Source organism: Chryseobacterium sp. SIMBA_029 (assembly GCF_046535275.1).
In the GTDB taxonomy this organism is placed as follows: Bacteria; Bacteroidota; Bacteroidia; order Flavobacteriales; family Weeksellaceae; genus Chryseobacterium.
Map to the genome: position 1 here is coordinate 1 of NZ_JAWRXA010000156.1, position 311 is coordinate 311.

Sequence of the window (311 nt, forward strand, 5' to 3'; positions counted from 1 at the left end):
CAATGAAGATTTGAGAGCAGAGCTGAACATCCCTCCAAAGTCAAAAGTATTTGGATATTATGGCGGACACATTAGCTTGAATCTTGTTTTTGCCCAAAAGACGATTGAAAAAATAGCATCCAGGTATAAGGATGTCTATTTTATCTTCATGGGCGTGGATCCTTTTATCAAAAAGAAATGGTGGAAGTCTGCTCCATCCAATATTATATTTTTACCTCCAAGTTCGGATATTATTATGAAACAGAAATTTATCAATACTTGTGACGCTTTGCTTCATGCCCGTGAAAGAGGAGAAACATTCGGGATCACCG

The 311-nt window shown here is 37.6% G+C and carries 1 protein-coding gene; it reads left to right on the forward strand.

The genetic code is table 11. The annotated features are described in order from the left end of the window. On the forward strand, window positions 1–311 hold a 311-nt coding region (locus tag SB679_RS23615; RefSeq protein WP_410704701.1), incomplete at both ends, for a hypothetical protein.